The 25,831-nt window shown below is 39.2% G+C and carries 21 protein-coding genes and 1 tRNA gene; 15 read left to right on the top strand and 7 right to left on the bottom strand.

Annotation, left to right across the window (positions count from 1 at the left end):
• Positions 1-116: 116 nt before the first annotated feature.
• Together QWZ08_RS24720 and QWZ08_RS24715 are read right to left on the bottom strand one after the other, a co-directional pair.
• Positions 117-1,529: a sigma-54-dependent transcriptional regulator gene (locus QWZ08_RS24720; protein WP_290340307.1), complete on the bottom strand. Its 1,413-nt coding sequence runs from the start codon at positions 1,527-1,529 to the stop codon at positions 117-119.
• 31 nt (positions 1,530-1,560) lie between these two features.
• The gene (locus QWZ08_RS24715; protein ID WP_290340306.1) at positions 1,561-2,490 is read right to left on the bottom strand and encodes a YihY/virulence factor BrkB family protein; all 930 of its coding nucleotides are present in this window, start codon (positions 2,488-2,490) and stop codon (positions 1,561-1,563) included.
• Positions 2,491-2,738: 248 nt separating this feature from the next.
• Between QWZ08_RS24715 and QWZ08_RS24710 the strand changes: the two genes are divergently transcribed.
• A complete protein-coding gene (locus QWZ08_RS24710; protein ID WP_290340305.1) occupies positions 2,739-3,110 on the top strand; it encodes a response regulator in 372 nt (123 codons plus the stop codon).
• A 361-nt stretch (positions 3,111-3,471) separates the two neighbouring features.
• Here QWZ08_RS24710 and QWZ08_RS24705 read toward each other — a convergent pair whose 3' ends face one another.
• A complete protein-coding gene (locus QWZ08_RS24705; protein ID WP_290340304.1) occupies positions 3,472-4,773 on the bottom strand; it encodes an ATP-binding protein in 1,302 nt (433 codons plus the stop codon).
• Positions 4,774-5,335: 562 nt separating this feature from the next.
• On the opposite strand from QWZ08_RS24705, the gene QWZ08_RS24700 reads away from it, so the two are divergent.
• The 11 genes from QWZ08_RS24700 (at position 5,336) to QWZ08_RS24650 (ending at position 15,494) form a co-directional block, all read left to right on the top strand.
• A complete protein-coding gene (locus QWZ08_RS24700; protein WP_290340303.1) occupies positions 5,336-5,614 on the top strand; it encodes a YtxH domain-containing protein in 279 nt (92 codons plus the stop codon).
• 37 nt (positions 5,615-5,651) lie between these two features.
• Positions 5,652-5,993: a phage holin family protein gene (locus QWZ08_RS24695; RefSeq protein ID WP_290340302.1), complete on the top strand. Its 342-nt coding sequence runs from the start codon at positions 5,652-5,654 to the stop codon at positions 5,991-5,993.
• 5 nt (positions 5,994-5,998) lie between these two features.
• A complete protein-coding gene (locus QWZ08_RS24690; RefSeq protein WP_290340300.1) occupies positions 5,999-6,388 on the top strand; it encodes a hypothetical protein in 390 nt (129 codons plus the stop codon).
• 317 nt (positions 6,389-6,705) lie between these two features.
• On the top strand, positions 6,706-7,284 hold the full coding sequence (pth, locus tag QWZ08_RS24685) for an aminoacyl-tRNA hydrolase (RefSeq protein WP_290340299.1): 579 nt from the start codon (positions 6,706-6,708) through the stop codon (positions 7,282-7,284).
• A gap of 88 nt (positions 7,285-7,372) precedes the next feature.
• Positions 7,373-7,984, top strand: a complete 612-nt coding sequence (locus QWZ08_RS24680) for a fumarylacetoacetate hydrolase family protein (RefSeq protein ID WP_290340298.1) — start codon at positions 7,373-7,375, stop codon at positions 7,982-7,984.
• A 208-nt stretch (positions 7,985-8,192) separates the two neighbouring features.
• Positions 8,193-8,266, top strand: a tRNA-Met gene (locus QWZ08_RS24675).
• A 578-nt stretch (positions 8,267-8,844) separates the two neighbouring features.
• Positions 8,845-9,300: a PA2169 family four-helix-bundle protein gene (locus QWZ08_RS24670; RefSeq protein WP_290340297.1), complete on the top strand. Its 456-nt coding sequence runs from the start codon at positions 8,845-8,847 to the stop codon at positions 9,298-9,300.
• A 303-nt stretch (positions 9,301-9,603) separates the two neighbouring features.
• Positions 9,604-10,881 carry a TolC family protein gene (locus QWZ08_RS24665; protein ID WP_290340296.1) on the top strand — a complete coding sequence of 426 codons (1,278 nt, stop codon included), beginning with the start codon at positions 9,604-9,606 and terminating at the stop codon, positions 10,879-10,881.
• A gap of 12 nt (positions 10,882-10,893) precedes the next feature.
• The gene (locus QWZ08_RS24660) at positions 10,894-11,814 is read left to right on the top strand and encodes an efflux RND transporter periplasmic adaptor subunit (protein ID WP_290340295.1); all 921 of its coding nucleotides are present in this window, start codon (positions 10,894-10,896) and stop codon (positions 11,812-11,814) included.
• Between the two features lie 183 nt (positions 11,815-11,997).
• Positions 11,998-15,027, top strand: coding sequence for an efflux RND transporter permease subunit (locus tag QWZ08_RS24655; protein ID WP_290340294.1), 3,030 nt, complete (start codon positions 11,998-12,000; stop codon positions 15,025-15,027).
• A 53-nt stretch (positions 15,028-15,080) separates the two neighbouring features.
• On the top strand, positions 15,081-15,494 hold the full coding sequence (locus tag QWZ08_RS24650) for an EamA family transporter (RefSeq protein WP_290340292.1): 414 nt from the start codon (positions 15,081-15,083) through the stop codon (positions 15,492-15,494).
• A gap of 59 nt (positions 15,495-15,553) precedes the next feature.
• Here the strand turns inward: QWZ08_RS24650 and QWZ08_RS24645 are convergent, their stop codons facing one another.
• From QWZ08_RS24645 to QWZ08_RS24635, 3 genes are read right to left on the bottom strand one after another with little or no spacing between them, the layout of a single operon-like run.
• Entirely contained in the window at positions 15,554-16,213 is a 660-nt protein-coding gene (locus tag QWZ08_RS24645; protein ID WP_290340291.1) for a phosphatase PAP2 family protein, read from the bottom strand.
• Positions 16,214-16,226: 13 nt separating this feature from the next.
• A complete protein-coding gene (locus QWZ08_RS24640) occupies positions 16,227-17,483 on the bottom strand; it encodes a sensor histidine kinase (RefSeq protein WP_290340290.1) in 1,257 nt (418 codons plus the stop codon).
• Positions 17,484-17,495: 12 nt separating this feature from the next.
• Positions 17,496-18,173: a response regulator transcription factor gene (locus QWZ08_RS24635; RefSeq protein ID WP_290340289.1), complete on the bottom strand. Its 678-nt coding sequence runs from the start codon at positions 18,171-18,173 to the stop codon at positions 17,496-17,498.
• 215 nt (positions 18,174-18,388) lie between these two features.
• On the opposite strand from QWZ08_RS24635, the gene QWZ08_RS24630 reads away from it, so the two are divergent.
• From QWZ08_RS24630 to QWZ08_RS24620, 3 genes are all read left to right on the top strand, one after another.
• Entirely contained in the window at positions 18,389-19,402 is a 1,014-nt protein-coding gene (locus QWZ08_RS24630) for a YncE family protein (RefSeq protein ID WP_290340288.1), read from the top strand.
• Between the two features lie 161 nt (positions 19,403-19,563).
• Positions 19,564-20,658 carry a glycoside hydrolase family 130 protein gene (locus QWZ08_RS24625; RefSeq protein WP_290340287.1) on the top strand — a complete coding sequence of 365 codons (1,095 nt, stop codon included), beginning with the start codon at positions 19,564-19,566 and terminating at the stop codon, positions 20,656-20,658.
• Positions 20,659-20,735: 77 nt separating this feature from the next.
• Entirely contained in the window at positions 20,736-22,679 is a 1,944-nt protein-coding gene (locus QWZ08_RS24620; RefSeq protein ID WP_290340286.1) for a T9SS type B sorting domain-containing protein, read from the top strand.
• A gap of 158 nt (positions 22,680-22,837) precedes the next feature.
• Here QWZ08_RS24620 and QWZ08_RS24615 read toward each other — a convergent pair whose 3' ends face one another.
• The gene (locus QWZ08_RS24615) at positions 22,838-25,714 is read right to left on the bottom strand and encodes a TonB-dependent receptor (RefSeq protein ID WP_290340285.1); all 2,877 of its coding nucleotides are present in this window, start codon (positions 25,712-25,714) and stop codon (positions 22,838-22,840) included.
• Positions 25,715-25,831 lie beyond the last annotated feature (117 nt).

Here is a 25,831-nt window from a genome sequence, read left to right as displayed (position 1 = left end):
ATTTACTAAACCATCGTTCGGGAGCTGCACAAATAAAAAAAGGCTCCAATTTCGTATTTGAAGCCTTTTAAGTATATCAATTTTTACATTTTACATTCAATTAAAATTAGAACGAATTATTGGGCGTCTTCAAAACTTTTAATCTTATTGTAAAGTGTTTTACGATCTATATTTAAAAGTTCAGCAGCTTTTGTTTTATTAAAATTTACCTCTTTCAGCACCTGCATAATTGCTTCGTATTCTGCCTTCGAGGCTGTGTCTTTTAAATCTACAGCAGTGGCTTTTACTGCCTGCGGTTCTTCTGCTGCGGGTATTGGTTTTGTGAAAATGAACCCTGTTATTTCAGCCGGCAATGTTGCAGGTGAAATTTTACCTCCGATGGTTAACAGTGCGGATCTGCGAATTACATTTTTAAATTCACGCAAATTTCCGGGCCACGAGTAAGCAATGAACATTTTCATTACCTCCTCTTCGAAACCCTCAATATTTTTGCCCAGTTCTTTGTTGGTCTTTTGTAAAAAGAAATCCGCGAAAGATGGAATGTCATTCTTGCGCTCCCTTAACGGTGGTAATTGAATTGAAAACTCATTAAACCGATGGTATAAATCTTCCCTGAATTTGCCGTGTTTATATGCATCCTGCAGATTTTCGTTTGTTGCTACTATAATTCTAACATCCACATCAATTTCTTTATTACCGCCAATTCGTTTTATTTTTCTCTCCTGTATTACCCGTAAAAGGGATGCCTGTATTTCAGATGAAAGGTTAGCTACCTCATCTAAAAATAAAGTGCCACCGTTGGCTAATTCAAAATGTCCTTCCTTATCATTAATGGCACCTGTAAATGCGCCTTTCAAATGACCAAAAAGTTCACTTCCCGCCAGTTCTTTAGAGAGTGTACCGCAATCCATGGCAATAAAAGGTTTGCTTTTACGACTGCTTAACTCATGGATGGTTTTTGCAATTACTTCTTTACCTGTGCCACTTTCACCATTTAAGATAACACTGTAATTGGTCGGCGCAACTATGGCAATTTGGTTATACAACGCTTTGGTTGCAGGAGCTTCACCTATCAAAAATTCTGAATTGGAGCCACTACTCTTTTTGTTAGTATTGGAAAGGTGTCTGTCATTTGTATAGTTGTCGGTGTCTCCTTTATTTTCGGATTGATGGATTGCGGCTTGCAATACATTTAATACCTCGTCTGGAATAAGCGGTTTGGTAATGTAATCGTACGCTCCGGCTTTGATAACATCTACGGCAGTTTTAATGTCCGAATATCCGGTAATAATCAGCACAATTGTTTTAGGGTTATGCTGTTTTATTTCTATCAGAATATCCTTTCCATCTTTTTTATCGCCCAGCCTGAAATCACATAACACAATATCAAATTTACCGGCTTTAAATTTTTCCAAACCCTTGTTACCACTGTGTGCAGCCTCCACTGTATAGCCGTTCTTGGATAGAAATCTTGTCAACAATGCACACATATCCGCATCATCATCTATAATTAAAATGCTCTTACTCATTGGGGCAATTTTTTCTCAAATATACAACTACTTATACTTCTTTTTTTAGGGTAACTTCTAAAACTGGAATTTCCTTAATTTTTATCCATTCCGAGTACTCAGATGGCTGGATACTGGTACCATGTTCGTTGGCATATACCTTAGTAAATTCTGCTCCAAGGTATAAAATTACCGAGCTATAATAGGCCCATAACATGATAATAATTACTGATCCTGCGGCTCCATAAATGGAGGCTAAGTTGGTTCGGCCCAAATAATATCCTATACAAAATTTGCCAAGTGTAAATAAGATGGCTGTTATAAAAGCGCCAATTGTTATGTCCTTCCATTTTATTTTGGCGTCCGGCAAAACCTTAAAAATAATAGCAAAAAGAAGGGAAGTGATGCCAAATGAAAGCACATTGTCGATCACAGGAATAAAAACTTTACCCACTCCGGAAAGTATGCTGTTAAGATGATTGCCAATAATAGCCACCAATGCATTTAACAAAAGAGATACTATGAGTACAAAGCCCAGGCTAATGATGAGCGAGAAGGAAAGTAAACGGTTAATGATCAATTTCCACCAGGCTTTTTTTGCTATTATTTTTAAGCCCCATATTTTATTTAAAGAATCCTGCATTTCTCCGAAAATTCCCGTTCCTCCGATGATTAAAACTATAATGCTAAAGGTACCTGCCACCGGACTGTTTTTTGTGAGATGAAGATTCTTTATAGTTTCCTGTATTTGTATGGCAGCCGGGCTTCCTACAAGATCCTTTATTTCGATATACACCCGCCCTTCAACAGCCTCCTGCCCAAACAATATCCCGCAAATTGTAATCATAATAATCAGCATGGGAGCCAGGGAAAATACGGTATAGTACGCCAGCGCAGCACTATACTTCATTACATTATCGTCAATAAATTCAGCTGCAACCTGTTTTAAAAAATGGTAGAGAGAAAATTTTTTCTTGTGCATAGTTGACAATTTACATTAAAGAATGTACCCAATAAAAAATTGAAAGGTTATTATTATAAATTGTTTGAATTTCGGCTATGGTGAAAAATATTATCAAATATTAAAATATACAACGCTTGTAATTCGTTATAGGTATGTCTCAACTTTTAACGGTCAAATTTTTTAGTTGGCTTTGAAATTGTTGTTCATGATTTGCATTTCAGTGAATCAAAACGTTTGGTAATCTTTCCTCTTTAAAAACAGACAATTTGAAAACGCTTATTATTGATGATGAAATTGATATTTGCTATCTTTTGAGTGGAATATTAAAACAAAAAGGCTGCCTTACAAATTATGTTAACAATTTAGCGGATGCCGTAGTTGCATTAAGAAATGTGACCCCTGCAGTTGTTTTTTTAGATAATCATTTGCCCGATGGATTTGGGGCAGACTTTGCCGCCGCCATCAAAAAAGATTATCCGGGCACCAAAATAATAATGATAACGGCATACGATACAATCGAAGACCGGCAACAAGCCATTGGAAATGGCGTTGATCTTTTTATTCCAAAGCCTTTTTCCAAAGAGGCAATTATTAATGCGCTGGCTTCAGTTCAATCTGGAAGCATTCCCCAATTGTAGATATTTTTCTACATCTCATTCTTAACTGAAATAATTTTTTATTAATTGATAATTAATTATTTATGTGTTTTGTGTATGGCAATAATTAAAAGAATGACTTTTGTATTGATTGTTTAGAATTTTTTTCGAATCGCAATTGGCAATTCATTCCACACTATTCCCGTCTTTTATTTTAAAGCAAAGCCAACCAGTATGTTGAGAAGTAAGGACACCTCTTATTTTTAATGCTACACTTACGAATTCTTAAAATCTGCGTTACACAGCAAAATAAAAAAATTGGGTTGCAGCTAATTTGTTGTTGTTTTATATGAATTCCTTCCTCCTATCAACATTATATCTATTGGAACAGGCGAAAAATAATCTAATTTAAAATTTCAAAACGTAATGAAAACAGTGTTCCATTTCCTGGTGCACTATCCACCTGAATGCTTCCCTTGTGATTCAAAATAATATTTTGGGTATTAGTAAGGCCCAGGCCATTGCCTTTTTGTTTGGTAGTAAAATAGGGTTCAAAAAGTTTGCTGAGTGCTAGTGCATCCATTCCTATCCCATTGTCGGCAATTTCAATCAAACATTTATCATCCTCTCGTTTTGTACTAATTTTTACAATGCCAGTCTTTGCTTCAGTAGCTTCAACCGCGTTTACAATAATATTTAAAAGTGCAATTTTCATCTTCTCTTTATCCGCTGAAATAGTAAATTGGTTAGTTGAATAATATTTTTCAATCTTCACCTGTTTTAAAACAATCCTGTCTTTTGCTAATTCCAGGGCTTCATCCAGTAACACGCTCATCAATACGGGTTGATAATTCAATTCTGCAAAACGGGTTGCATTTAATAATTCTGTGATCAGCTGGTTAATTCGTTGACTGTTCCTGTTTACCATGTCAAATAAAAGAGCAGCATTTTCATCCGTATCAGGCAATTCGGATTTTAGTTGTGCTATTGCCAGGTTGATGTTAGTAAGCGGGTTACGTACTTCATGGGCAATGTTGCGGGCTATTCTTCCTGTAGCGGCAAATTTTTCAATACGGCGCATTTGTATAAGCTCTTTATTTGCATTGGCCAGGTCATTTATTTTTAACTCTAATTGCTTTTGAAATTCAATCACTTGCTGATCTGAGGCCTGTCGGGCCTTTTTCTCCCTGGTATACGTGAGCAACCCCAACAAGGCAAATAACAGAGCTAGTATAGCGGAAATAACAATAAACACGTTCAGGGTATGATAGCGGTTGTCAATATTGGCGGCCTTTTCAACCAACTGATTTTTTTCGTCTGCCTCCATCGATCTTACTATTTGACTGATAGAATCCATGAGGGGTTTACCCTCATAACCAATTGCAATAAGTGAATCGTTGATAAAGGAATCGTGCTTTAAAAAGTATTGCAATTCATTCGACAGGTATTGATATTTTCTATCTGACAAAGACTTTAACTGAAGTAATTTTTGTTGCTTGCCAGGCAAATTGCTGAACGAAGCTTTCAACAGTAAAAATGAATTTTCTACCTGTTGTAAACTGCCATGGTAAGGCGCCAAAAACCTGTCATCTTTTGTTATAAAATAATTCCTTAAGCCTGCTTCTGCATCCTTAATTCCTGAAATCAGGTCTTCAAGATGGATAACAATTCCGTCTGCCCGGGTAATATTTGTAGTTTGTTTCAATAATTCCCGGTTTGCGTAAAAAGTAGATAGAAAAGAAATGAGCAAAAGCAAAAACGCAGTCCCATAACCAACCCGAATACGCCTGTCTATTTGTAATTGTTTAATAACATTGAGCATAAAGAGTAATTATGTAAAAGGTAACTGCTGCCATTATAATGTGGTAAATTTGGTTTTGAATGCTGATTAGGCAGCTAATTTTTAAAGACAATACAAGAATAAAAATTCATCTAAGTTATACTTGTTAAAACTTACAAGAGCAATACTCAAAAAGTCATCCAAAAAAGTTAACTGCTTCGTCGTTCTTTTTCGGGCGCATGAAACCGCACCTGTACACTTGTTTTAATTTCATAAATGCTGCAATTCTTTACCACCTGGTAAGAAGTAGTACTCCATCGGGTAACAATTTACTCAAATTACTTACCCTGCATTTTAATTTTTAAAGCATAATAAAAACTTTGAAGTTATTTTCTAATAATAAATAGAATTATATACCTTAATAAAAAATTGGCAGTGTTTTGGATTTAAAGGATAGAAATTCTTAAACAATTTAAAACTTAAAACTATGAGTTCTTCTAAAATCATCACCGGCCTTTTGATTGGAGCCGCCGCTGGCGCAGTATTGGGTATTTTATTTGCACCTGAAAAAGGAGCTGATACAAGAAAAAAAATCAGTAAAAAAAGCGCAGACTTAACGGACTCTCTCAAGGCAAAATTCAATGATCTTGTAGACAGTATTTCTGATCAGATAGAGACTGCGAAAGCTGACGCAGAAGATGCGATTGCTGAAGGAAAAGAAAAATCAACAACTGCACAATCCCGTATCAAGCACTCTTTGTCTTAATTTTTTAATCTTTATAAGTTAGGGTAAAATCATTTAAATGGAAAATCAGCCAAATTCAATTGGAGCATTGTTTGAAACTGCGGGAGATTACGTGGAAACGCGGGTTGACCTACTTAAATTAAAGACTGTCGACAAATCAGCCGATATTATTGCATCTCTTACAGCGGGACTAATTATTGCCGGGGTGATGATCTTTGGTTTTGTGATCGTAAATCTTGGATTATGCATTTGGCTGGGATCGGTTTTGGGGCAAGCATGGTATGGCTTTTTTATAGTGGGAGGTTTATATTTGCTGATTGGGGGATTGATTGTAGCTTTTAAAAATAAATGGATTAAAGAACCTGTTGGCGACCTTATTATTAAAAAATTACTCAATTGATGGCCATGGAAATTAATAACGTGAAGGAGCTGCGGGCTTCCATCAGGCAACTGGAGGAACAAACTGAAGAACAGAAAGAAAAATTGGTCAAGCAATTTCATGACACTTACAACAGCATGAAACCGATTAATATTTTAAAAAATTCTTTGAACAAGGTTGTACACTCGCCAGATGTTGTTGAGAAGATTGTGAATACAGGGATGGGAGTAGGACTGAGCTTACTTACTAACAGATTGGTAATTGGAAAATCGGCGGGTGTCGCCAGAAAATTATTCGGAACTGCAATGGAGCTAGGTTTAGCTAATATCGTGGCAAGAAAAGCAGCCCCCGTTAAGTTAGGCGCCCTCAACATATTAAGTAAGATCTTCAGGAAAAAAAGCAAAACTGTTAGTTGATTAATTTGAGAGCAAATGATCTGAAATGCTGTTTAAATAATTTGTTCATACCGGCCCTTAACAGGCCGGTTTTTTATGGTAAATTATATGGGAAAAGCTAATGATTCAAAATGCCGCCAAAAATACTGTTACTATTACTATTGGATATAAGTTCTTGTTTTGGAATAAACGTGAACAAATCTGTGTGGCAAACAATAAATTAGAATATTATAAATTGTACTAAAAACTAATTTCATTACGTTTAATTATTTTCAAGAATTTGCAACATTGATATAAAGAATATTGGCAGCAGCTGCTTTTATTTTATCTTCGTTTTAATGTCAAAATTTTTAATTGTAGGGCTTGGGAATGTTGGTAGTGAATATGCTAATACCCGTCATAATATTGGGTTTGACGTGGTAAATGCATTTGTGCAGCAACATGGCGGCACTTTCAGAACTGACCGGTTGGCCATGGTAGCAGAAGTGAAATGGAAAGGACATGTATTTGTTTGTATCTGCCCTACTACTTTCATGAACCTTAGCGGTAAGGCTTTTAAATATTGGATGGAAAAAGAAAAAGTGATATTAGAAAATACGCTCACAATTGTGGATGATCTTGCATTACCGTTGGATAAACTGAGATTGAGGGCGGCTGGATCTGATGCCGGGCACAATGGACTTAAAGATATTCAAAATACTTTAGGAACAGATAAATATGCCAAGCTTCGTTTTGGAATCGGTAATAATTATCCAAGGGGTATGCAAGCTGACTTTGTGCTAAGTAAGTGGTTGGCTAGCGAGCTGGCAACAGTACAGTTGAAAATCAAAAAATGCATCGAAATAATTGAACGTATCGCTGTTGCGGGTATTGAGCAAACTATGAGTGAAGTAAACAAACTTTCTATACAGCCTTAAACTGTATGGTAATCACACAATTGTTTTGTTTATTTGATTTGTTTATATTCGCTCTCTAAACCCCGGCTATCCTAATAATAAAAATAAAATGAAGATAATTTGTGTTGGCCGGAATTACCCGGCACATGCCAATGAACTTGGCAACGAAATACCAGACGAGCCTGTGATTTTTATGAAGCCTAAAAGTGCTTTGCTGCAGAGCCATACGCCCTTTTACTATCCTGAATTTACCAACGAGCTTAATTACGAATGCGAACTTGTATTGAGAATATGCAAAAATGGAAAATACATTCAGGAAAGACATGCCACCAATTATTATAATGGCATTACCGTTGGGATAGATTTTACCGCCCGGGACATTCAAAATGAATTAAAATCGAAAGGATTACCCTGGGAAAAAGCCAAGGCATTCGATAACTCCGCTGCTGTTGGAAAATTTATAGATCTTACGCCAACCTTCAACAAAAAAAACCTCAACTTTAGTTTTTATAAGAATAAAGAACTGGTACAACAAGGCAATAGTAACCAAATGATATTTTCTTTCGATTATATTATATCTCACATTTCTAATTATTTTTCTTTAAACATCGGCGACCTGGTATTTACAGGTACCCCGGCAGGAGTAGGTGAATGCGTGGTGGGAGACGATTTGGAAGCTTTTATTGAAAAAGAAATGTTATTAAAATTAGAGATAAAATAAATTAGCTTCTTATATTTTTAATTCCCTCAGCCGCAGCAATCAATATACATAGCCTTCCTTGCTGTTGATTAAAGCATGGCCCCTGGCGACGCTTAATAATTGCCCAAATATTTCTTGTAAAAATCTTCCATGTTTTAATACCCCATTTAATTTTTAAGTCTTTAGTCTCTGGCATTTGGTAAAAACGCCTATATTTGCACCCCGAAATGTCGGGGTAGCTCAGCTGGTTAGAGCATCGGATTCATAACCCGAAGGTCGGCAGTTCAAGTCTGCTCCCCGATACTAAGCCCCTTTCACAAGGGGCTTTATTATTGCCATGATCTATACTGTCTACATATTAAATTCATCGGGCACCAGAAGCACTACACAGGTTTCAGGATAAAGATTACCCAAAGAGTATGATCCCATAATGAGTTGGGTAAAGATTGGGCATCAAAATTTCATCCTTGGGTATTAATCTTCGCCCCCAATTTTAATAATAAAAAAGAAACACGGCGTGCAAAAAAATCCTGAAAACGGGAGTGAGCAGGGATTTTGTAAAAACAATACCTCACACAGCATGGCTTTCGTATCCGCCGCGGCGGACGGCAGTTCAAGGTCTGCTCCCCGATATAAAAGCCCCTTTTTGAAGGGGTTTTTATTGCCGGGAACTCCAGTTGCTATATTGTATAAGAGATTGCTCAATAAAGCACATTTAATTTCAACTAAAAACCTTACCGTACATTTTAATTGGAATATGCGTCCCAGGTTCTGGCCAGGGCTGTCAATTATGAAAGAAATTATTATTAATTGAAAATTATTAAGCAGTTAATGGCAACAACTGGCATGGAATTTAAGCCACAGTAAGAAAACTTTCAATTATGGAAAACAAAAATGAAACAATAGAAACGCTGAATGATCTTATTATGATCAATAATGACCGTATTGCTGGATATGAAAAAGCAATTGAAGAATTGAAAGGGCATGATACAGACCTTTCGGTAACTTTTGAAAAGATGATTGATGAAAGCCGGGAATTACGCAATGCCCTGGGAAGGGAAGTGCAGGTGCTTGGGGGCGAAATGGCCGAAGGAACGATGGCCAGCGGCAAAATTTACCGGGCCTGGATGGATGTCAAGGCGCTTTTCACCGGACATGATGTTCATTCAATACTTTCAAATTGCGAAGCCGGAGAAGATGCGGCCCAAAGAGCCTACCAGGATGCATTGACCGAAGAACATATTCCCCATTATTTAAAGGACATGATAAGAGAACAACAGGAATTGTTACGAAGTGCACATGACGAAATAAAAAATTTGAGAAACCAGATAGCATAGGTTGATTCACTCCGGCGAATTAATGTAGTTTCGCTAAAGAAAGATTTGGAAAATAGCATTGCCTGACAAGGTAATGCTATTTTAATTTTATAACCTCAATATGTCTGATAAGGCAGCATCTAATTTTTATATTGTAAAGATTTTAAAGAACTTGCTTTTAATAAACCGAATAATCAGAATTTCTTCAGAATGAGCCTTTACCATTGTAATTATTATAAACGTGCTGGAGTTATTAATCTTAGTTACACCAATTGAAAATATTAAATTGTGCATACTTGAATCAAAACAAAAAGGCAAACGTTCATGTATAAAATAAGTTTACTGGTGGCATTTTTTTCACTGCCCTTTCTTTTGCGAGCACAAAGCAAGACTGTAGCATATTTTATTGAGGCAGGATTACAAAATACTCCTTCACTAATTGAAAATACCAACCTGCAACAGTTTTTTAAAATACAAAATGAAATCATTACCGCACAAAATAAAAAGCCACAGGTAAATTTTACCGCCGATTATATTTTTGCACCTCTCTTTTTTAACAATGGGCGTGTTATCGCTGTTACACCCAATCCATCGCCCAAAGCAATAGGGTATGACGCTGCTTTAACTAATGGAGGTTTGTATGCAGGCCAACTCAACGTGTCAATCCCCATTTTTAATAAAGCACTTATAAAGCCTTTGTACGATCAAAATAAAATACAAAGCGATATAGCTGCTTTTAGCCGCAGGCAGCTGGAGCAGGATTTAAAAAAATCTATCATTGATCAGTACATTATCACTTACCAGTTTAAACAGCAAACGGATTACCTGCAAAAAATTATCGATCAGCTTGAATCCCGTAAACCTTTTGTAACGGCATTGGTGAAACAGGGCCTGTTGCAACAAAATGATTATCTCTTGCTTGATATTCAGCAAACCACCAGTCTCAACGATTTGCTGCAACTACAGTTTGCATACATTAATGGCATCGGGCTATTGAAAAGTCTTGCAGCAATTGCTGATACTGCAATTTTTGAACTGGCACCTCCGCAAATAAGGTTGCAGCCTGCGCCAGATGAATATTATTACGCTCAAAAATTCCGTCTTGACAGTCTGAACCTGGTGGCACAGCAAAATGTGTTTAATATAAAATACAAAACGCAGGTAAGTGCCATGGGTTCCACCGGCGTTTATTCCTCTGATATCAGTAACCTGCCTCGCAATGCCGGGTTGAGTGCTGGTGTGCATTTGCTGGTGCCTATTTATGATGGCAAACAAAAGAAATTAAATGAGCGCCAAAATAGTGTGTTGCTGACTAACCTGCAGGCTTACCGCAACAATGCATCGCTATTGCAGCAAAATAATTTACGCAATGCAAAACAGCAAATAATACAATGGCAGCAAACAATCACCTTGCTTGATCAGCAGATACACAAGCAGGAACTGCTACTCGATATTATCAAGGATAAAGTGATAAGGGGCCAGGTTTCTGTGATGGATTATATCAACGCTTTGCAGGATTATGCTGTAACACAAAAAAATAAAGCGCTGGCCTCTACCAATGTTTTATTGTACACCAATCAATACAATTATTATAACTGGTAAACTATTTTGCTGATGCAATTACGCCGATCTTTAATCATCCTCTTTGTAATAACAGCCGGGGTTGTTACCTGTAAGCAAAAGGAAAATACCAAAGAAGAGACACCAGCTGCCATTAAAACCAATGTTACGGTTGTGCAGCCGGTTAAGCAATCACTTACAGATTTTCTGGAATTAAATGGAAATACGGTTTTTCAAAAAAAGGTAGTTGTACGGGCTAATATTGCCGGGTACATTATTAATATTCCCTGGAAAGTTGGTGACCGTATTTCTTCGGGTTCAGTTTTTTGTAACATTAAAACAAAGGAACAAGATGCCTTAAAAAATATCGACCAACGGGAGCCTTCGCTCAAACAATTTCAGCAACCTATTAAGATTGTAACCAGTGCTGCCGGTTTTATTACGGCGGTGAATTATATTACCGGTGATTTTGTAAATGAAGGTGATGTGCTGGCCACTATTACAATTCCTTCTTCCCTGGTGCTTTCTGTTAACGTGCCTTATGAATACCACGCGTATGTTTATAATGGTCGTAGTTGCCAGGTAGTATTGCCAGATGGGAAAAAAATAAATACCGCCATCACGCTGAGTGTTCCTGTAATTGATCCCGCATCACAAACACAACAGTATTTTATTCAGTTACCTGCCAGCGAAAAATTACCGGAGAATATGAACCTGCTGGTACGGATACCAATGAAACAAAAAACAAATGTGCTTTGCCTGCCATTGACAGCGATTCAAACCAATGAAACACAGGATGAATTTTGGGTGATGAAACTGGCTAATGATTCAATGGCGGTTCGGGTGCCCATCACGGTTGGTTCGCAAAATGATTCTTTAAAAGAAGTGGAGTCGGGCATTAGTATCAATGATAAAATAATTGTAAAAGGAGGATATGGGTTGGCTGATTCTGCATTGGTCAATATAGAAAAATAACTGATCGTAAAATGTCTTATTGATTTTTTGCTTTTATCTGTGATAAATAAGCTGGCGTAAGCAGGAAGTTCAGCAAGGATAGCATGTACACGAGTGCGACGCCTCCAATGATCAACATGGTGCTTTCGCTGGGACAACAATAATATTTTATAAAATGCCGGTATAGCAGGTTATACAAATTGAATGAAACAATTTCACACGCATTATAAAAAGCCTTTGCTTGGGTTGGCTGTATTGCTGATACTGGCGGGTATTTATAGTTACTCCACTTTAAAGACGGGGCTTTTTCCTGATATTACTTTTCCTAAATTAAAAGTAATTGCAGATGCCGGCCAGCAGCCGGTTGATAAGATGATGACAACAGTTACCATTCCGCTGGAAAATGTCATCAAACGAACGGAGGGCCTGGACTATATCCGTAGTACTACATCAAGAGGCAGTTGTGAAATTTCTGTGTTTTTAAAGTGGAACGCCAATGTTGATTTGGCAAAACTGCAAATGGAATCGCTTATCAATGAAATAAGAGGAAACCTGTTGACCGGTACGCAGATTACGGTAGAAAAAATGAATCCTTCTATTTTGCCGGTAATGGGCTTTTCGGTAGAAAGTAACCGCAGCCAGGTGGAGTTAAAAAAAATAGCACAACTACAGATAAAACCTTTTCTTGCGGCAACCCCTGGCGTTGCGGATGTAGCAGTCATTGGCGGCAAAACAAAGGAATACCAGTTAATATTAAACCCCGATAAACTGACCCAGGCAGGCATAACGCCGCAGCAGATTGCCACGGTGGTGGGTCAGTCAAATGTATTGCAGTCCAACGGCTATATCAGCGATTATAACCGGTTATACCTAACGCTTACTGACAATGCCGTAAATGGAAAAGGCGAGCTGGAAAATTTAATTGTGTTGAATTCAGCCAAAAGAATTGTGCTGCTGAAAGATGTTGCAACAGTGCAGATAGCGGAGATGAAAGAATACATTAAGATCAATGCCAACGGAAAGGATGTGCCATTGATTGCGGTGATAAAACAACCCTCTGCCAACCTGATTGATGTGAACAATGGCGTATTGCAAAAGGTAAAAGAGCTGGAAAGTATTTTGCCGAAAGATGTCAAAATAAGGCCTTACTATTTGCAGGCAGATTTTGTACAGGACAGTGTGCAAAGTATTAAAGATGTTTTGTGGATTGGTATTGTACTGGCTATTGTTGTGGTGGTTGTTTTTTTGCGATCACTTAAATCCAGTTTGGTTTTATTGCTTACAATACCCTCCACACTTGCTTTAACGCTGGTGGTGCTGAACGCAGTTGGTTATACGTTTAATATTATGACACTCGGCGCCATTGCTGCTGCCATCGGGCTGATGATTGACGACGCCGTAATTGTAGTAGAGCAAATACATCGCAGTCACGAAGAACATCCGGAGGAAACCATGTCTGTAATTGTGGGCAAGGCCATTCATTATTTGTTGCCTGCAATGGTAGGATCATCGCTTAGCACAATCGTGATTTTTATTCCTTTCATTTTAATGAGCGGAGTTGCCGGTGCTTATTTTAAGGTGCTGGCTTTTACAATGATCATCACTTTAACAGTTTCTTTCTTTATTACCTGGTTGGTACTGCCCGCATTGTTTTTATTATTTAGTCCAAAGGATAAGCCTGTCAAAATACTAAATAATCCAGTTGCAGCAATAAAGCAGCAGGAGCGGGGAAGATGGATACGCTTCTTTGTGAGGCATGCATGGGTAGGTGTTTTATTTGCCGTGGCATGTGCTGCAGTAGTTTATCTATTGCCCGGCAAACTGCCGTCCGGCTTTTTACCCGAAATGGATGAAGGCGGTATTGTGCTTGACTTCAGCAGCCCGCCAGGTACCACATTGGACGAGACAGACCGCATGCTGAAAGAGGTGGACCAAATCATTCAGCAGCAGCCTGAGGTAGCAAGTTACAGCCGTCGCCTTGGTACTCAAATGGGATTTTTTATTACGGAACCCAATCGCGGCGATTACCTGATACAATTAAAAAAGAAACGGAGTAAAACTACAGATGATGTATCGGCAGACTTGCGGGCAAAAATTGAAGCCACCCTGCCTCAATTAAAAGTTGATTTTGGGCAGGTGATTGGGGATATGCTGGGCGACCTGATGACCAGTGTACAACCTGTTGAAATAAAAGTGTACGGCGATAACCGGCAAACACTGGAGGGACTGTCTAAGCAAGTTGCAGATATTGTACGGGGTGTAAATGGCACTGCGGATGTTTTTGATGGAATTGTAATTGCCGGTCCCCAGGTAATGGTTCAACCCAATGTTGCGAGACTTGCGCAATTTGGGATTACGCCGACCGATTTTCAATTTCAGTTGCAAACGCAGCTGGAAGGCAATGTGATCAGTACCGTGATGGAAAGGGAGCAGTTGGTGAACATCCGTATGATCTATCCCAATGCATTGCGTACCACCGTAAGCTCCTTAAATGCGGGTAATATTTTATTGCCCAATGGGTCACTAAAGCCCATCAGCACAGTAGCCACCATTCGCCTGGAAAAAGGTGTAGCCGAAATAGAAAGAGAAAATCAAAAAATGATTGGTGTAGTAACAGCCAGGCTGGAGAACCGCGATTTGGGTAGTACCTTGAAAGAGATTCAGCAAAACATGCAGCAAAAATTATCGCTGCCGCAAGGCTACCATGTTGAATATGGCGGTTCTTACGCTGAGCAGCAAAAAGCTTTCAGCGAATTGCTGATTATTTTATTAACGGCTTGTCTATTGGTATTTATTGTATTGTTGGTTTTATTTCGCGATTTTATTGTGTCCTTTGTTATTATTGTTTTAGCGGTGTTGGGCGTGGCAGGATGCTTGCTGGCACTCTATCTCACCCAAACACCATTAAACGTAGGCAGTTACACCGGCATCATCATGATTGTGGGGATTATCGGAGAAAACTCCATTTTTACCTACCAGCAATTTGCACAGGCGAGGCTTACTATGAACACAGAGCAAAGCATTGTTTTCGCCATTGCGGCCAGGCTCAGGCCCAAATTAATGACTGCCAGTGCAGCCATTATAGCTTTATTACCGCTGGCATTGGGGCTGGGTGCAGGTGCTCAATTGCACCAACCTTTAGCCATTGCTGTTATTGGCGGTTTATGTGTGGCACTGCCTTTGTTACTGATAGTGTTGCCCTCATTTTTAAGACTGATACACCGTAAAAATTGATGGTGATTTTTGCAGTTGGAAAAAGGCTATTTTCTTATCAAAAAACTATACTTATGTGGTGGATTTATGCATTGTTGTCTGCTTTGTTTGCATCACTTACCGCTATTTTTGCCAAGGTGGGTATTACCAATGTAAACTCTAACCTGGCTACTGCTATTCGCACCATTATTATTTTACTGGTGGCCTGGGGTATTGTGCTGGCAAGGGGTGAGGCAAAAGGATTGGCCACTTTATCCAAACACAATCTTATTTTTTTAATTATTTCCGGCGTTGCAACCGGCCTCTCGTGGATATTTTATTTTAAGGCGCTACAGATAGGAAAAGTGTCTCAGGTAGCACCGGTAGATAAATTAAGTGTTGCCCTTACCATCATTCTTTCGGTAATATTTTTAGGCGAAGCCTTAACTATAAAAACCGCTATAGGAGCGTTGCTGATTATTGCCGGAACAGTTGTGATGATTTTTTAAACAGGAATAAAACGGTGCAGGCTTACTGTATTCTGTCTTTGTAAAGATTTATTGCCATATTACGGTTGCCGGTGCCATTTTTTAAATATTTCAAACGACAGTAAAACCCATACAATTCCCAGGCAAAAGCTTGCCAATACATCTGTGGCGTAATGCACATTCAATACAATTCTGCTAATACCAATAGCAATGGCTACAGACATGAACAGTGCTATCAATATCCATTTCCATATTATCCGCAAGGAGGTTAATGACACCTGGTAACTTAAAATACTGCAAAAGATAAAGGCACAAAGTGCATGCCCGCTGGGGAAGCTATAACCGGCTATATCCTGTATTAAAGGCAGGGCCGGCCGATGACGGCGAAAAAGAAGTTTTAACCCAAACAGTACCAGGGTACTGCTAACTGCAATCGCCAATATACTGATTCCATAGGTTGTTTTTTTTTGCAACAAAAGATATGCTATCAGCAGTGAATAGGCTGGTGCCAGAAAGTAAAAAGAGCCTAAAAAAGTAACACCACGCATTATCTTGATGATGGCAGGGGACGAGTGCATTGAAAGGAAATGAATCGTCTTGCTATCAAATGATGCTTCATTTTCAAAAACCACTTCATGCGTGATCAATGCAAAAAGAAAAAGAAAGATGATAAGTAAACATGCTATCAAAAGCGATTTCTGTGTTAGTTGATTTGCTAAAAACTGTATCCTTTTTTTCATTGCGTAAAAATTTTCAGGAAGCAGTGAGTTTAAAGCGGTGAGTTGTAACGTTATGTGTGTAACGGATATTAATAGCGTTTGTATCACAAATTTCTTTTACAATGGCAAGGCCCAGCCCATTGCCTGTTGCACTATCGTGTTTTACAAAGCGCTGAAATAGCCGTGTTGCATCAATTGACGGCAGAGTACTGGTATTGATAATTTCAAAGCTATCCTGATTAATTTCAATGGCAATATTGCTACCCTGGCTGCTATACCTGATGGCGTTACTAAACAAATTTGATATCAACATATCTGCCAGCAAAGGATGAATGCTTAATAGCCAGTCACCATGTACCTTTACACTAAGCGTTATCTTTTTTTGATCCAGTAATTCTGCAAAAAATGAGCGGTATTTTTCTACAACACCTTTTATACTCAGCGCTTCGCTGGCATCAAATTGATTATTTTCAATTTTTGTAATCAGCAATAAAGCTTGGTTTAGTTTACTCAATCGTTGTGTAGCTTCAAAGGCAGATGAGATAGCAACAATTTGCTGTTCCGTAAGCAAATTATCCTGCATCAGTAATTCCAGTTTCGACTGAATGATGGCCAGCGGTGTCTGTATTTCATGACTTGCATTTTGGGTGAAAGTTTTCATCGAAAGGTAATCACCCTGCATTTTTTTTGTCATGGCATTGAGGGAATTATTCAGTGCATTGAATTCACTGATAGCCACTGCATCAAAATGTACCTGCTGCAGTTGTTGCATGTTGAGTGTAGTTATTTTTTGCAGCGAGGTATTGAAAGGTTTCCATAACTTTTTATTGATATAAAAATTGATCATTAAAAATAGTAGCAGTAAGCCACCAAAAACATAAATCATCAATAGAATCAATTTTTTGAAAACTGCTTTGTGTTCCAGTACTGAGCGTTGAAAGGAGAGTTTATAATGTTGATTGTTATGATCAGTAAAAACAGTAAGATTTCTGTACGGGTCTTTTCCATTTTCCAGCGGCTCATATACCAGTGTATCAGAATAATAATTGCTGGCCGGGGCTATATTGGTTTTTTCTATTTGTACGTAGGGGTTATTTAATTCCAGTATATCTTTATCTGCCGGCAAACTGTTTAAGTGTTGTATCCATATCACTTTGCTGTTTTCTAATTCTTCATCAACTTCATGCTGCAGGGCCCTTTCAATACTGTAGTATAAAAACAAACCACTCAAAAGCAATAGCGGCAGGCTAAAAAGCAAATAATAAGTAGTGGTTCTTGTAAGTAATTTCATCTTAACAACTCATTAATTATCGGTAAACTTATAACCGGTGCCATAAATGTTTTTAATGTAATCTGCCGTGCCCGATTCCATCATTTTTTTTCTCAAATTTTTTATGTGGGTATATAAAAAATCGTAACTCTCTGCCTGATCATACTGGTCTCCCCAAATATGTTGTGCCAACGCGCTTTTAGTGATTAGCCTGCCCCTGTTGCTGATAAAATAAACCAGCAGGTCATATTCCTTTTGCGTTAAATCAAGGTATTTATCATTCATCTTTACAGATTTTGCCGCAGGATATATTTCAATTTCGTTAAACAATATCTTTTCTTCTCCACCAAAATTTCTGCGCCGTATAATGGCTGCCACCCTTGCATTCAACTCCGATAAATGGAAAGGTTTGGTCAGGTAATCATCACTGCCCAGCTGCAAACCCATTATTTTATCATCCACGGCATCCCTTGCAGAAATGATAATGATGCCCGCTTTTGATTTTATTGATTTTAATTCTTTTACTATATCCAATCCACTGCCCATAGGCAGGCCAATGTCAACAACAATGCAATCGTATTCATAGTAATCAATCTTATCCATGGCTTCCTTAAAGTTGCCTGCAATTTCGCACAGGTAGCCCTGGGTTTCCATGTATTGTTGTATGGCATCTCTCAACGCTTGTTCATCTTCTATTATCAGCAGCTTCATCCTTAAAAATAAAAGATAATTCTGTGGTAAATCTGTTTATACAAACAATTCAAAAAAAATACACCAGTTGACAAACAGAAGGTAAGTTGGCCCTGGTTAAAAACAGTATAACTAACCAGTGTAAACTGCCGGGCAACAGTCATTCATTGGGTGCAGGCAAATATCTTCAGTATTACTACAGAATCTGTAATTAACTTTATTGTAAACTTAATAGCATGCAACTTGCCAGATTAATTATTTCTACAGTACTGATGGTTGGAACTGCCACGATAGCTACGGCACAACCTGATAAAATCCATTTGCTAAATACTTTTCACATAAAAAGCGAGGGGGGCTGGGATTATCTTGCCTTACTACCCAACTCAAATAAGTTATTCGTTTCGCATGGCGGGCAAGTAAATATCCTGGATAAAACAACAGGTGATTCCGTAGGTGTTATACCCAATACCACAGGTGTTCATGGCATTGCATTTATTCCTTCTTTAAATAAAGGGTACACAAGCAATGGAAGGTTAAATAATGTGACTGTGTTTGATTTAAATACCAATGCTGTGCTGTCTCAAATTGCAACAGGCGAAAATCCGGATGCTATTTTTTATGACGAATTCTCCAAAAAAATTATTACCTGCAATGGCCGGAGCAAAGATCTTTCTGTAATCGATCCATTAACAGAAAAAGTGGTTGCCACTATTGCGGTAGGCGGAAAGCCGGAAACAGCAGTAAGTAATAACAAGGGCAAAATATTTGTAAACATTGAGGATAAGAATGAAATAATAATGGTTGATATTACAAAAAATACAGTCGAAAAGCATTGGTCAATTTTGCCGGGTGAAGCGCCAACAGGACTGGTATACGATGCAAAAGCCAACATGCTTTTTGCCGGCTGTGGTGATAATAAATTATTGATGATCATCAATGCAGCTAATGGAAAGGTTGTGGATAAAATAGCAATTGGTGCAGGTTGCGATGGTGTGGGATATGATGCGGCGCAGCAGTTGATTTACACCAGCAATGGTGAAGGAACTATGACAGTAGTGAAACAAGTTGCTGGCGGTAAATTTGAAACGGTGACTACCATCACAACAAAAAGATCTGCCAGAACAATTGCAGTAGATGAGGCAACGCACAAAATATATTTGCCTGCTGCAGACCTTGAAGCTGCACCTGCAGGCGGCGGCAGACCTAAAATGATTGCCGGCACTTTCCAGGTATTGGTCTTTGGACAATAACTGTATACAATTTTTTAAAAATACCCACCCGCAGTTGTATCGGCTGCGGGCCTTTTTATGCCCGGCAGACAATATTGATGACATGAAAATCTTTTACAACAAGGCCTGATATCAGCAGTAAAGAGTAAATTGAGCGTTGTTGTAAGAAACAACCTTTGCATATGAAAAAAATAATTTATTGCCTTAGTATATTTTTATGGCCTGTTTTCTTATTGGCTCAAAAAGCAAAACTGGCTGATTTGTCTGCGTTTTATAAACCAGTATCAACACCCATTTTAAAAGCCGACTCTTCATTGGTGTTTTATGATTCGCTTAAAAAGGCAATGGTTAAATGGCAGAAGGCCGATGTATTTAATCCCGCGGCTGTTGTAAAAAATGGTAAGGTATATTTGTTTACCCGAAGCGAAGATAATCCGGCAGCCATCCTGGGTGGCCGAACTTCGCGTATAGGCCTTGCCGTTAGTAGCGATGGTATTCATTTCAAACATTTCTCCAGGCCGGTTTTATTCCCGGATAACAGCCCGTTTAAGCAGTACGATTATCCCGGCGGCTGCGAAGACCCAAGAGTTGTAGAAACTGCAGATGGCCGTTATGTAATGGCGTTTACTGCCTGGAATTATGATGTGCCCCGTTTATCAATCGCTATGTCAAAAGATCTTTTTCACTGGACGAAAAAGGGACCTGCTTTTGCTGTTGCTTATAAAGGTAAATTTTTAAATATGGCATCGAAGTCTGCTTCGATGGTTACTAAAATGAGGAATGGACGACCGATACTGGCAAAGATTAATAATAAATACTGGATGTACTGGGGCGAACATTTTGTAAACCTGGCATGGTCAACCAATTTATCCGACTGGTATCCATTGGTTGATAACGATGGCAAATTAAGACAAGCAATGATTACCCGGCCGGGTATGTTTGACAGTGATCTTACTGAATGCGGCCCTCCGGCATTGGTGACAGATAAAGGCATATTATTATTGTACAATGGTAAAAATGCTGAGAACGAAAAAGCAGATACATCCTTGCCCAAAGGAACCTATTCCGTCGGTGAAGCAGTATTTGATATCAACGACATGGAAAAAGTTGTTTTCAGAACGGATACCTGTTTATTAAGGCCATCGCTGCCCCATGAAATAACAGGTCAGTATGCGGCCGGTACTACCTTTTCTGAAGGGCTTGTTTATTTTAAAGATAAATGGTATTTGTATTATGGTACGGCAGATTCGTTTATAGGAGTGGCTATTGCTAAATAAACGCCGGTAAATTATTTACCTTTCCCTCCGTGAGTTTTACGGCAACCCAATATTATTAACTTCACAAAAAGAGACTTGTGAGAAGAGGATTTAATTTTTTCTTGATTGTATTTGTTTTGTTACTTGTCACCAGCCTCTCCCTAAATGCACAGCTCTGCCAGGGTAGTTTGGGAGATCCCATCGTTAATATTACTTTTGGATCTGGATCCAATCCTGGTCCCAGTTTATCTGCTGCAACTACTGCCTATAAGTACTTCGGCAACGATTGTCCGGGCGACGGCTTTTATACAGTAAGAAATAATACCATAGCCTGCTTCGGTAACACCTGGCATAGCCTTACATCCGATCATACAGGTAATGGAAACGGTTATTTTATGCTGGTGAATGCGTCTATCGATCCCAGTGCGTTTTACCTGGACACGGTGAAGGGGTTGTGTGGCAATACTACTTACGAATTTGCTGCCTGGGTGGTAAACGTGTTGCTTCAATCAGCATGCAATAACAACGGCAATAAACCCAATCTTACTTTCTCTATCGAAAAAACAGACGGCACGATTTTGCAAACCTATAACAGCGGTGACATTCCTTCTCAAAGCAGTCCGGTGTGGCAGCAGTTCGGTTTCTTCTTTACTACACCGGCAAGCGTATCAGATGTTGTGCTGCGAATATTCAACAATGCTCCCGGCGGATGTGGCAACGACCTTGCCTTGGATGATATTACTTTCCGTGCCTGTGGCCCTAAACTTACCCCTTCCATTACCGGCAATGCCAATACAACGGCGGTGGTTTGCGAAGGGCAGGCAAAGGCATTTGTATTTACCTGCAATGTATCGCCGGGCTTCAATAGCCCTGTATTTCAGTGGCAGCAAAATCTAAATAGCGGCACGTGGACGGATATTCCCGGAGCCAATACAACTGTACTTTCAAAAAACTTTGCGGCCAATGCCGAGCCAGGTAATTATGGGTACAGATTAACAGCATCAGAAATCGGGAATGCGACATCGTTACAATGCAGGGTGGTGGCTGATCCTTTATTTGTGAACATAGTAGCGAATCCGGTACCGGATGCCGGCAACAATGGACCTATCTGTGAAGGCAGTAACCTTGTGCTGACTGCTACAGACGGCACCCAATATGCATGGACAGGGCCGGGTAATTATTCAGATAGTGGTACATCTGTTAACATCAATGCTGTTCAGCAGGTGCAGGCAGGTAAGTATTTTGTGCTGGTAACCAATAGCAGCGGCTGTTCCCACCTTGATTCAACCGTTGTACAAGTAAACCCTGTGCCAACCGCTACGGTCAGCTTCTCTTCAAAAGTAATTTGCGCCGGCGATGCTGTTCAGCTGAATGCCGGGGGTGGTGCAGGTTATGCATGGTCACCACCCACAGCCTTGTCATCTGCCAGCATTTCCAATCCTGTTGCATCACCGGTGAACACCACACAATACCTGGTAACCGTCAGTAATCAGTTTGCCTGCACAGATACTGCAACGGTGCAGATTACCGTGAATGAAAGACCGACTGCTAATGCGGGGCCGGATAAAACCATCATCAAAGGACGCACGGTTTTACTTGAAGGCAGTGCTACCGGCCAGTCAGTAAGTTATTCCTGGCAGCCGGCTGTTAGTCTGGATAATCCGCAGTTGCTGCAGCCAATGGCGAACCCAACGGCGGATATTGATTATACCTTAACCGTAAGCTCTGCCAACGGTTGCGGCACAGCCACAGATGCAATGCATGTATTTGTTTTTAATGATATTTATATACCAACTGCTTTTTCACCCAATGGTGACGGCTTAAATGATACCTGGAAGATTCCTGCACTGGCGGCTTTTCCCGTATTTGAGTTAACCGTATTTGACCGGTTTGGCCAAAAAGTATTTCAAAATAAAAATACCAATACACCCTGGGATGGTATGTTTAAAGGAGCGCCTGTTGCAGCAGGATCGTACGTATATTATATTAACCTGTACCAGTTTCCGGGAATTTTAAAAGGAACTGTTATGATTGTCCGCTGATAAGAAAAGTTGTAAGAGTAAGATTCAGAAAAGATGTTTTGAAGCTTCGTTGTTTTTCCAGCATATCATTACATACAATGGCATTGTATCAATGCTGACGTTAATAAAAATGGGTTGGCATTGCCAACCCATTTTTATTTTAAATAATTAACTGAGGTCTAAAAATTAAAAGCCAGTTTGGTAAATAATCTTCTGCCATTAAAACCCATTTGAACGGAATCCCATGGGCCTCCGGATTCGTTATCGCCGACAAACCAAGTTTTTGCTTTTTGATTTACACCTAAATCAGGATGCAGGTTAAACACATTGTCGGCGCCTAAAAACAACGTTACCCTTTTGCAGAATTTATATGATACAGCAATGTCGGTAGTTATTTTTCCGGTGTAATTAAATACTTCCGGCACATAACCAGATCCGTCATCAGCAGGAATTTGAGGATTGATACCAGAATAGTTAGGGTTGTCTCCTGCGGGGGAATTGCCATCTCCAAAACCAAGCAGCACTATTTTACCAAAAGAAGTGAACTGAGCCTTAAATCCAAGGGCACCAGTTGTGTAATCAATGCCCAAAGAAACTTTACTATTGGGCGCTGAAGCTTTAAGGAAGGCTTCTTCACGGTCGCTGTAAAAAGTTTTACGATTTAGTTGTGTTCCGTTCAAAGCTGCAGGCACATTGATCTTATCGATAGTTATCTTTTGAAAATTTCCGGCCAGTAAAAAATGCAGTGTATTTACACCCCATTTTTTAGTATAGTCGCCCACAATATCCAAACCATAGTTGGTTGTATTAACTGCATTTGCAAAAAACTGTGCAGTGCTTACTTCGCTTGGAAACTGCGACGTAAACGCCACAGGCAACGTATTGTCATTTTTGTTAAACAGGCCTGATAATACAACACGATCTTTCATCTTAACTACATACCCATCCACTGTTATAGTAAAGGCTCTTGCCGGTTTATATGTAAAACCTAAGCTGGCGTTTATTGACTTTTCCTGTTTTAACTTGGGTACACCAGCTGCCCTTGCAATTGGACTTGTATTGGGTGCTATCAGGGACTGAACCAATGCGCCACTGCTGAAAGATGTAAGTGTATTACTAAAATTTATCTGGGCAAGTGACGGAGCCCGGAAACCTGTGCTTACAGAACCGCGAATATTAAAGTTATCAGCGAGTTTGTAACGTGTTGCCAGTTTGCCGGTTAGTACTGATCCAAAGTCAGAATAATTTTCAAAACGGGCAGCTCCATCTACCAGCCATTTTTTTGTAACATTCAGTTCCGCATCAGCGTAGAAACCGATATTAGTGCGATGTGCGTTTACTTCATCTGTGTTACTAAAGCCCGGAAAGCCCTGCGACCCCGAGGCAGGTGTTCTGGTAGCGTTTGTTGTATCATCTGCTGTAGCATTTGCAGGAAGTAAATTGGGATAAAGCATAGCCGCTGGATGATAACCTTTATACGATCTGTCTTCCCCTTTAAAGATTTTATATTGTTCATACCTGAACTCGCTGCCGAAAGCTATATTTAGGCCTTGTGCAACAGTATTAATGGACTTGCTGAAATCAAGATTGGTAGTGTTTTGCAAAAAGCTAAAGCCTCCATCATCAAAATGTGTTTGAGAGGTGTTGCCTATCACAGAAGCATTGAAAGTTTTATCACCATAATAATGAAAGTTGTTACTTCCGGTATTGTTACTTACATCCCAGCTCCAGTCATTTCCTGCACTCCCTTTAATTCCCATGGCCAGCGAGGCATCCCGGATGTGCGTTTGAATATGAGGATTGTAATAAATACTTCCGTCTTTTGTAGAACGCATTATTGAGGGAACATCTATTAAAGTGGCATTTTCTGTTACAGGAAAACGTTCAGGCTTTGCGCTCCATTCCCGGGTATAAGCAAATGCATCCGAAGCTTTATAGTTGTAGCCACCAAAAGAATAAAACGTAGTTTTCTTGCTTGCGCTTGTAGGTATTTCCATATTATACATAACACCACCGGCAGCAATAGATCCGTCACCAAATGCTCTTCTCCCGGTATTTACATAAGGTAGGGCATCTTTGTCAGTTGCGTAGTTTGCAGATACGGGTGCCGCCCGGTAGGTTTTGCCTTGCGTGCGGTAATCGAAAGAATAATTAATAAATCCACCATTTTTTCCAATTGCTAGTCCGTGATTTAATGAAGCTGAAAAAGTACCGCCATCAATTGCACCGCCTGTATAATAATCGTTATTTCCATTAAATTTCCGGGAATTATTTTTTGTGTCATAATAGCCGCTCCATCCGGCATTGACTGATAAATGATTGATGTCTTTCTTTAAAATAATGTTGATTACACCAGCAATGGCATCTGAGCCGTATTGTGCAGATGAACCATCCCGGAGAATTTCTATCCTGTCAACCTCGGCTTGTGGAAATCCATTCAGGTCTACACCTGAACCTGCACGCCCACGGGTGCCAAATAGACCTACAAAGGCCGTAGAGTGCCTTCTTTTTCCATTTATTAATACCAATGTATGATCGGCACCGAGCCCGCGAAGCGTACCTATATCTATATGATCAGCACCATCAGCACCACTTTGTTTATTATAGTTAAACGAAGGTGCAGCCATATTCAAGATAGAAGTTAAATCCATTTTGGCGGTGGGTAAACCAACCTGGTTTATTTTAATGATGTCTACCGGAACAGCGGTTTCAGTTTTTGCTCTCGGTGCACCACGGGTGCCTAATATGGCAACGTCGCCCAACTCCACCAAACCAGCTGCCAGGGCTATTGAAATATTTGATTCGTTTTTTAAAACAACCGACTGGGTTGCATAGCCAACTGAACTTATTTCCAATACGTCATTGCTATTGCCTTCAATTTTTACAATACCATCCGTATTTGAAATAACACCTTTTTTAGTGGACTTTATCTTAGCAGAAACGCCGGATAGAGGATTACCAGTTTTTGCATCCGTAACCTTCACCGTGTAGGTTTGTTGGGCAAAAACTACGTGCGCACAAAAAATAATAATTAATGAGAGGATTGGCTTTTTCATTATGTGTTGTTTTGGTTCTTTCAAAGGTCTTAATAAAAAATTAAAAAAGATAAAATACATTCAACAAGTAAAACACACAAAAGTTTTATTCAAACAATAGTTTAAATCTTACATTAT

Origin of the sequence: Ferruginibacter paludis (assembly GCF_030409685.1) — a bacterium.
GTDB classification, from domain to species: Bacteria; Bacteroidota; Bacteroidia; order Chitinophagales; family Chitinophagaceae; genus Ferruginibacter; species Ferruginibacter paludis.
The sequence above is the reverse complement of the archived record's forward strand: the minus strand, read 5'-3'. Positions and strand labels throughout refer to the sequence as shown.